Origin of the sequence: Brucella daejeonensis (assembly GCF_014199265.1) — a bacterium.
Classification (GTDB): domain Bacteria; phylum Pseudomonadota; class Alphaproteobacteria; order Rhizobiales; family Rhizobiaceae; genus Brucella; species Brucella daejeonensis.
Genome location: NZ_JACIJG010000055.1, coordinates 1 through 1,128, shown reverse-complemented (window position 1 = coordinate 1,128; position 1,128 = coordinate 1). Strand labels below are relative to the sequence as shown.

Sequence of the window (1,128 nt, the reverse complement as noted above, 5' to 3'; positions counted from 1 at the left end):
TAATATGTCATTGCTCTTCTCCTGAATTATGAGCTTCTAAAGCATCTAGGATTTCTTGATGTTCTCCGGGTTCAGCGTTTGCTGCATCGAATAAACGAGCTTCCAACTCCTTAATCCGCGCCGCCTGCGCCGCGTTGTCGGCTTCAAGACCTTTGTGCTGCTGCCATACCTTCACAAGCAATGAAGGTTGATCACCCATATCGACAGAAAACCGCCAAAGGTCAGCATCATTCTGCGCTTCGTCGCGTAACTTGCGATCTTTTATGGCTTGCTGTTCAAGCCGTTCATAAGCGGCATCCTTAGCCGCGTTGTCGTTGACCAGTTCTGTTTCGTGGTCTTTGATACGGTTCAGATCGTGGACTAGTGCCGCGTTGTCGGCTTGAAGGTCGGAGATAATGCCTTCGGCTTCCAGCCAAGCGGCTTCTAGCTTTTCCTTCTCCGCCCGTTCCGCTGCCAATAGCTGATCAGCCTGCGAGAACCGGATATAATCGCCGTTCTGGTTAGGCTCCAAGCCACCGCCGCGTACCAATGACAAGCGCGCCAGTCCCGTATCTGTAGCGGCAGGCAGCAAGCCCTTATTCTGAAGAGATTTCCGTATCAGCTTGTAATGTTTCCTATCTCCTGCCTTTAGATCGGCAGGCGCGGGGCGGGTGACTGCGAAGTTATGGGCATCCATGAGCGCTTTACGGTCATCGGCGGTGACCGGACGGCAGAAATGTACCTGCAATGTGCGACCGTCTGAGCCAGTGGACATAGAAAGCATGTCTTCGAGAAACGGTTTCAATTCAGTCATTTCAGCACCCATACGGCAAGCACGGTCCACCACGCCTTACAGGCGATGTGCAGAGCTTGATCCTGATTGTATGAAATCTTCCCGGCGCATTTGGCATCATCGATCCGGTAGTGCATGATGAGTTCGCAAAGCGCGAGAAGCATGCTTCCGGTGATGATGCCAACGAAACCGGCGTGAATGGCCGAGTGAGCGCCGAGCGCCTGATACCAAGGCACTCCGGCAATCGGCGCGTATCGGTTCTTGGCCTTTGAGAGAAAGTCACCCTGCAAAGGATAGTCCGCCAGCATGTGACCGAAGACGAGAAGGCTGAACAGTTCCAATTCACTCGCCATGAC

2 protein-coding genes are annotated in these 1,128 nt (G+C 53.2%); both read right to left on the bottom strand.

Going from position 1 to position 1,128, the window contains the following annotated elements:
* Window positions 1-7: 7 nt before the first annotated feature.
* Window positions 8-793 (bottom strand): hypothetical protein, encoded by a 786-nt coding sequence (locus tag FHS76_RS22430; RefSeq protein ID WP_183658549.1) that lies wholly within the window; start codon window positions 791-793, stop codon window positions 8-10.
* Window positions 790-1,128, bottom strand: a 339-nt coding sequence (locus tag FHS76_RS22425) for a DUF3307 domain-containing protein (protein ID WP_328700567.1), incomplete at its 5' end; no start/stop codon positions are given. The genes FHS76_RS22430 and FHS76_RS22425, both read right to left, overlap by 4 nt.

Bases quoted from the DNA above. Each gene is read 5' to 3' on its own strand.
- FHS76_RS22430 (WP_183658549.1), bottom strand. From the start codon at position 793: ATGACTGAATTGAAACCGTTTCTCGAAGACATGCTTTCTATGTCCACT.